Annotated in this window: 6 protein-coding genes and 2 pseudogenes; 4 read left to right on the top strand and 4 right to left on the bottom strand. The window is 60.6% G+C overall.

The window, feature by feature from the left end:
- Nucleotides 1–778 (top strand): sugar kinase (locus ASE78_RS10655; protein WP_235515011.1); only part of this gene is annotated, 778 nt, incomplete at its 5' end.
- 231 nt (nt 779–1,009) lie between these two features.
- Here the strand turns inward: ASE78_RS10655 and ASE78_RS10650 are convergent.
- On the bottom strand, nt 1,010–1,756 hold the full coding sequence (locus ASE78_RS10650; RefSeq protein WP_056496789.1) for a FadR/GntR family transcriptional regulator: 747 nt from the start codon (nt 1,754–1,756) through the stop codon (nt 1,010–1,012).
- 169 nt (nt 1,757–1,925) lie between these two features.
- Between ASE78_RS10650 and ASE78_RS18320 the strand changes: the two are divergent.
- Nucleotides 1,926–2,192, top strand: a pseudogene (locus tag ASE78_RS18320) (transposase); the annotation flags it as partial.
- A gap of 2 nt (nt 2,193–2,194) precedes the next feature.
- Here ASE78_RS18320 and ASE78_RS10645 read toward each other — a convergent pair.
- Nucleotides 2,195–2,666 (bottom strand): annotated as a pseudogene (locus ASE78_RS10645) (helix-turn-helix domain-containing protein); the annotation flags it as partial.
- 98 nt (nt 2,667–2,764) lie between these two features.
- Nucleotides 2,765–3,658, bottom strand: a complete 894-nt coding sequence (locus tag ASE78_RS10640; protein WP_056496787.1) for a LysR family transcriptional regulator — start codon at nt 3,656–3,658, stop codon at nt 2,765–2,767.
- Between the two features lie 87 nt (nt 3,659–3,745).
- Between ASE78_RS10640 and ASE78_RS10635 the strand changes: the two genes are divergently transcribed.
- Complete coding sequence (locus ASE78_RS10635; RefSeq protein WP_082467150.1) at nt 3,746–4,534, top strand: alpha/beta fold hydrolase; 789 nt, start codon at nt 3,746–3,748, stop codon at nt 4,532–4,534.
- Between the two features lie 170 nt (nt 4,535–4,704).
- On the top strand, nt 4,705–5,652 hold the full coding sequence (locus ASE78_RS10630; protein WP_082467149.1) for a GntR family transcriptional regulator: 948 nt from the start codon (nt 4,705–4,707) through the stop codon (nt 5,650–5,652).
- Here ASE78_RS10630 and ASE78_RS10625 read toward each other — a convergent pair.
- Nucleotides 5,637–7,178: an OprO/OprP family phosphate-selective porin gene (locus ASE78_RS10625; RefSeq protein WP_162236493.1), complete on the bottom strand. Its 1,542-nt coding sequence runs from the start codon at nt 7,176–7,178 to the stop codon at nt 5,637–5,639. The genes ASE78_RS10630 and ASE78_RS10625 overlap by 16 nt on opposite strands.
- Nucleotides 7,179–7,203: the final 25 nt, after the last annotated feature.

Below are 7,203 nucleotides of genomic sequence, written 5' to 3'. Positions count from 1 at the left end.
GCTGGCCGCCTTCAGGCAGAAACTCCACTTAGCAGCCTGTCCAGATTTGCCGAGCCACCTCTCCGGGCTGGACCTGTCGCTCGCCCGGGTCGATCCTACGCGGGGACCGGCGCTATATGCGATCACCACGGATTCTGATGGCGAACGAACCTTCACCTATTGGCGCAAAGACAGCGCCGCGCGGCAAATGTTTGCGTTAGCCGACAATGCCGACGTTCTCGCAGCCGGTGATAAGGTAGACGTCCTCTATTTTTCGATGATTAGCTTGGCGATCCTGCCGCCTGAAGGACGCGAGATAGTGTTCGATCTGTGCGTGCGGGTGCGCGATGGCGGTGGACGCGTCGCGTTCGACAGCAATTATCGATCGGCCTTGTGGGACAGCGAAAAGGCCGCCCGCGCAGTCCATGCACGGGCTATCACCCTTGTGGATATTGGACTGCCTACCCGGGAGGACGAACTGTCGCTCACCGGCCTCGACGATCCTGTGGCCATCGATCGGTCTTGGCGTGAACGAGGCGTCAGCGAGGTCGTCGTGAAGTTGGGTAGCGGAGGTTGTTTCGCGAACGGTGCAATCCATCCGGTACCCGCACCAGTCGCGCCGATCGACACGACTGGTGCGGGCGACGCCTTTAACGCAGGCTATTTGCATGCCCGGGTAAGCGGGCGTTCGATCAAGGACAGCGCGACTGCGGGACACACTTTGGCAGGCTATGTCATAACCAAGCGCGGCGGGATCCCCCTGCCTTCAAACGATGCGCCTTATGCAGTCCTTGGGTAAAAGATGGCACTCGGTGAGGAATCGGACGAAAATATCGATCGCGCCGGAGAATTTTTACGGAGTTGCGGACTGCTATCGTTGTAAACCGCACCCGGCAGTTCAAGACCGGAGCGGATGGCAATCATGTCGTTAGGCGATACGGCGCCTTGTGCGCTGTTCTGCTTAAAGTTGGTCCGACCGGGCATGACGGCCCGCATTGTAGGTACCGAGCCCCTCCAACCGGCAGGTCGGTCAGGCGAAACGACGGGCTAACGCGCGGCGCCGCTCGTTGGTTACGGCGCGAGCGCGCTCGACCGCTTCGGTTTCGGTGACGTGCAAGAGATGGTCAATTACGCGGGAAAGGTGGTCGCGCATGGCTAGGCGGGCATCAGTTGGCGAATGCGATTCAAGTGCAGTCAGAATGCGGCCGTGTTCTGCCATGCGGCTCTCGGTGCCCAGACTACCGGCTTTCGCCAAAACTTCACGCGCGAGCGGCGAGCGAAACCGCAGATCCCAAAAATCCTTTACCGCTGAAATAATTACGGCATTGCCGGTCGCTTCGGCGATTGCGATGTGGAAGCGGCGATCGGCATCTTCGGCTGCATCGTTGTCGTCCTGCTCCATTTCGGCCAGCAGGCCGCGAAGTTCCATCAATTGGGGTTCGGTGATCTCGGTTGCGGCAACGGCCGCGACCTCGCCTTCCAGCATGCGACGCGCTTCGGTAATCTCGAACGCACCGATGTCAAGTTCCTGATCCGCTTCGATAGAGGAGGAAGCGAGCACAAAAACGCCCGAACCCTTACGAGCCTCGACGATACCTTTCATTTCAAGGGCGATCATCGCCTCGCGAATGGTTGGCCGACTGACTTGAAATCGTTCAGTGAGATCTCTCTCGGCCGGAAGGCGTTCGCCGACCATGAACACACCGTTGGTGATGTCGGTGATGAGCGCTTGTACGATTCTGCGGTACAGTTTACCGCCACTTTCAGCCGGTTGCATTCAAATCCTCGCGATATCGGGTCAGGATCGATGTCCAGTGGCTCTACTTCGCTTTGGATGGACCGGCGTCAAGCCTGTTGCCGGTAAGCCTGGGTCGGGACCCATTGATATGAGCGTCGCGATCTGATTCAGGCTCCGCAAGTAGACCGGGATGAGTGACCCGTTTTAGCTGACGGATGAGCAGATCGAGCGGCTGCGGCCGTTCTTTCCCAAGAGCCACGGCAGGCCGAGGGTAGACGACCGGCGGGTGCCGAGTGGCATCGTATTCGTCAACCGCAATGGGCTGCGCTGGCGAGATGCACCCCGCGAGTACGGCCCGCACAAGACGCTGTACAATCGGTGGAAGCGTTGGGGCGAGGCTGGCGTGTTCACGCGGATGATGGAAGGTTTGGCTGCAACTGGCGCGGAGCCACAGACGGTCATGATCGACGCAACCTAGAGCCCGACGATGTCGTGCACCTTGTCGACGAACAACGGGTCGCTCGACAGCTCGGACGTCTCGGCGCGATGCAGCTGCAACCCGAATGCCGTCCAGATGCGCCGGATCGTGGTATGGGAGAAGGCGGTGACGCCCGCCATCGAGCGGATCGACCAATGGGTCGCATCGGCAGGCGTCGAACGCAGCGTCTGCTCGATCACCGCGGCAACCTGATCGTCATCGATCGTCCGCAGCCGACCGGGTCGGGCCTCGTCCAGCGTCCAGCAGCCCCTCGACACGATCCTTCAGGAAGCGCCGCCGCCACTTGCCGACGGTATGCTCATGGACGCCCAACTCGGCGGCAACGACCTTGCTCTGGATGCCCTCCCTATATCGCAGGATGATCCGGCACCGCTTGGACATCGAGCGCACCACCCGCCGCCGGCGGAACTGCCGCTCCAGATACTCACGTTCCTCCGGTTCAAGAACCAGAGGAACCTTCCGCCGCCCACGCCCATCCTATAATGACGCTTACTTCAGTTCCAGATGACTCGAGCCAGCGTTAATGAAGTCTTGCCGTGACGCCGGTGCTATTTGGAATCCGAGGAAGCGAAACGAACCTCTGTGATGAACGCCGCCACCGTCGGTGAGTGATCGCCGCGACGGTGCGCAATGCCGAGCGATGCAAACGGCACGTGATCGACGAGGTCATGATAGCTGATGCCACGCATGGCGACATCCCGCATCGATGCGGGCACCAGCGCGACTCCCATCTCTGCCGCGACGAGGGCGATAACCGATGCGATCTGCGGCGCCGTCTGACCAAGGACAGGATCGAAACCAGCTGCGTGACACGCCGTCATCGTGGCGTCGTAAAGGGTCGGGCCCAACGGACGCGGGGTCATGATGAACGGATCATCGCGCAGGTCGGCCAGCGAAATCGGCAGGCCGTGTTCCATCCTCGTGGTAGGAAGAGCAGCGATCATCGGCTCGCGTTCGAATTCGTAGATCGTCAACTCCTCGCCCCCGGCCGCTTCGGATCGCAGGAACGCTGCATCGAGAGTGCCGTCGACCAAGCCTTCGACCAGACCGTTAGAATTGGACTCCTGTAGAGAGAGTTCGACCTCGGGAAACCGCCTCCGGAACGCTCGGATGCTGGTCGGGACATGCGGATTGAAGGCTGCCGAGCCGGTATAGCCCAAGCGTATTGAACCCGTTTCGCCGCGGGCCGCCCGTCGGGCAGACTCTGCGGCAAGATGGGCTTGGTTGGGCATGTCTCGAACCTCCCTGAGGAAGGCGTGGCCTGCGGCGGTGAGTTCGGCCCCGCTTCCGGTACGTCGAAACAGAACGGCATCTACCTCAGCTTCAAGATTTTTGATCTGTTGGCTGAGTGGCGGCTGACCAATCCCGAGCGAGAACGCCGCCCGGGTAAAGTTGCGCGCCTCGGCGACCGCTAGAAAATAGCGGATGTGACGGAGTTCCATGATATTTCCAAAAGCGATCGAAAATGGCTTTTCTATGTATTGTACAGATAGCTGTTGGCTCGCTTATCACTTGCTGCAGGAGGCGTCATGACGAACCTTGCCGTTGCATATTCTCAGACCAGTCACCCAAACGGTGCTAACGCGACCAGTCTCGCGCACCCTTCGGCGCGTACTCAGTTTGTCACGCATCAACCGCTGATTCTGTTGCCGGGGCTGCTCTGCGACCAGCACCTTTGGCGTTCGCAGGTCGAGGCGCTTGCCGACATCGCCGCGCCTGTCGTGGCCGATCTGACGCTCGACGATACGGTTGAGGGAATGGCACGCCGAGTGCTCGCAAGCGCGCCGTCTCGCTTCTCGCTCGCAGGCCTGTCCATGGGTGGGTACGTCGCACTCGAGATCATGCGACTGGCACCCGAACGGGTGACAAGGCTTGCGCTCCTGAGTACGAGCGCACGTCCTGAAACGGCCGAGCGCCGAGATGAACGCCTTCGCGGGATTGCGTCCTTGCGTCGAGGGCGCTTCGTCGGGGTCACTCACGGCCTGCTTAAACAACTCGTTCATCCGCAGCATTTTGACGGACACGTCGCTGCTGATCTTCGCACCATGGCGGTCCGGATCGGCAAGACGGCCTTCATTCGCCAGCAAGAGGCCATCATGACCCGTCGCGATGCACGTTCGACGTTGAGCCGCATCGCCGTCCCCACCCTGGTCGCAGTAGGCGATGGCGACGTTACAACGCCGCCCGCATGCGCGAACGAGATGCATCAGGCCGTACAAGGCTCGCGGCTGCACGTGTTCAAGGGCTGCGGGCATCTGCCGGCCATGGAAAGTCCGCTTGAGACTGCCTCGCTTCTGCGCGAATGGTTGTCGTGCTGACGAGCGCGGTCAGCCTTAGGCACGAAGACGATATTAATCGGGCTTCCGGACGCTTGGCCGTCACTGCCGATGAGAGGCCGGCTCTCAACCTGCCTAAACCGCTTGTCATCTCCACCAGCGGGCACCAAACTGATTATAACTGAATAAGGCTGCGGGCCCCCCGACTTCACATGCTTCAAGAGAACAGTCCTTCCTCCCTCGCGGCAACCATCGCTGTCCAGCTGACACAGTGGATTGCGTCCGAGGGTATCGAGGTTGGGGAGCGGCTGGCGGAACGGCGCATTGCCGAGCAATTCCGGGTATCCCGGTCACCGGTACGCGCGGCCCTTCGCCTGCTGGAGGCAGAGGGTGTTGTCGGCAAAGAGGCAAGGGGCGGGTATGTCGTGCGAGCCGATCGACCCGAGGCACCCGCCAATCTTCACGCGGTGCACCGTAACGACGAACACCTTTACAGCCTACTTGCCGAAGATCGCATGTCAGGCAAACTGGACGATCGCGTCACTGAGAATGAGCTGATGCGGCGATACGACGTCGGCCGCAGCGAACTGTCGCACGTCCTGCACCGCGCTGCTGGCGAAGGCTGGATCGAACGGTTGCCAGGTCATGGCTGGACTTTCCTGCCAATTCTTAATTCGATGGCTGCCTACAAAGACAGCTTTCGCTTCCGCATGGTGATCGAGCCGGCCGCGATCCTTGAAGAAAGTTTTGTCCTGGATCGGGCACTGATCCAAAACTGCCGAGACAAGCAGATGACGCTGATAAATGGCGACATCTGGTCAATCTCTTCGCGCGAGCTATTCAACATCAATAGCGCGTTTCACGAGGCGGTCATCGAGTGTAGCCGCAACAGCTTTTTCATCGACAGTTTGCGGCGCATCAATCGCTTGCGACGGCTGATCGAATACCGCCGCGCGGTCGACCGTAACCGCGCTCTCGAGTTGTGCCGCGAACATGTCCAGCTAGCCGATCTCCTGCTTGCAGGAGATCGGGAGGCGGCTTCATTCTACATGAGTCGCCACCTCTCCGATGTTCGCAGCGCCAAAACGGACGATGCGAGTCTCCGAAAGAACGCGTTACCGACCGCCTTCGACTTTGATCTCGTTCAGAACGACACTTGAAAACGAGTGGATATCGTGTCGGCGGTATCACGGCCTTGATAATCGCCGGTACGATTGTTTGTCGTGGAATGGATGTAGTTCACCATCACCTGAGCAATGTTGTTCAGATACCAATTAACGCCAAGCGTCAGCGCATTGCTCGTTCCGCCACGCGGTGCGTCGGCAAAGTCCGTGCCCTCGTAGCGCGCCAAGGCCCCGATCGCGCCCCAACCACCGTCGTTGACAGGATGGCGGACATTGGGCGTCGCAAATACGCCGCCACGGCGTGAATAAGGCGCGTCTTCGCCCGTCAGCATCCAGCCACCGGACACGCTCCAGGCGCTCAGGGCGATCGGAGACGCCAATGCGTCGCTACGGATGTTGCGGCGCCCATACTCGCCAAATAGCCAGCGTCCCTCAGAAATGAGGCCAAGCTCTCCGCCATAAGCCAGCGACGATCGCGGGTTGCCCAGCGGTCCGCTGGCAATGCGCAGATTGTCGTTGAAACGGTTGGCCACGCGAAGGTTGATCTGCAGGGCGTCCAGTGAGTCCGAGAAGCGCTCGTGATAGATCCAGCCGCCAACATGGAAAGTCAGGCGGTCCGTGCGGAGCGGATTAACGTGAGCGCGGGCGAGCAGGGTCAACGTATCGTCCGAGGCGGCATCGCCATTGACCGGCTCACCAACCACCTGGGCGGTGACGTGCCAGCCCGGTCCGAAGGTTTTGGACGTCAATCCGACCCCGAACGAGCCGGCAACCGGTGACATTGCCAAGGCCACTGCGTTGCGTTCCATGAATGGGATCTGGTCCGAGCTGGTTGAGCCTTCCACCGCCCGCTCCAGAAGACGAGAACCGAAGTTGAATTCCGTCGTGATGTCGTCACGCAGCTTTGTTCGCCAGCCAACATATGCGCTTTGGATTTCGGACGTTCCGTCACTGAAGTCGGCCTCCGCCTGATAGAACAGGTGCGGCCCGAACGTCCCCTCGAAGCCGATCCGGATGCCACGCGCACCGGTCGTCGTGATGTTGCGACCGGCGAAGCGCGAGCCTCCTGTGCTTTGCACATCCATCAATGCGCGTCCGCGCGGTCGGAAGGTGAAGCCGCCCGGCGACGTGAACCGCGGTGCGCCTTCGGACCAATCAACCGAAACCGTGCCGCTGTCCTTTGCTTGCTGAATGGCCTCTGGGGTGGCAGCGGGCGGCGCAGAGTAGCTGGGCCGGCGGCCCTGGCGTTGCGGCGTTGCGGTTGCAGCCAAGGCGAGTGGCGGATCGTCCGTTGGGCGTCGCCCGATCCCTTGGGCCACAGCCGTTGCATTGGTTGCGGAAGCAGGAGCTTGTGTGATCTCAATAGTTGGTGAAACGGGCGTGGTGCTGTCCGCGATAAGTGCATCCGCCTGCTGCTGAGAGATCGATCCTTGGCTGACGAGAAGATCGACGAGCGTCTTAAACTTTTCGAACGGCACGCTCTGCCGCTCCTGCGCATTTGCTGAAAACGGCACGACTGCCATCGTCAGCGCTGCCATGGCCATCGAATACGACTTTTTCATTGCCCTCTCCAACATTCAGCAGGCC

This window comes from Sphingomonas sp. Leaf25 (genome assembly GCF_001421635.1).
Taxonomy (GTDB): domain Bacteria; phylum Pseudomonadota; class Alphaproteobacteria; order Sphingomonadales; family Sphingomonadaceae; genus Sphingomonas.
The sequence above is the reverse complement of the archived record's forward strand: the minus strand, read 5'-3'. Positions and strand labels throughout refer to the sequence as shown.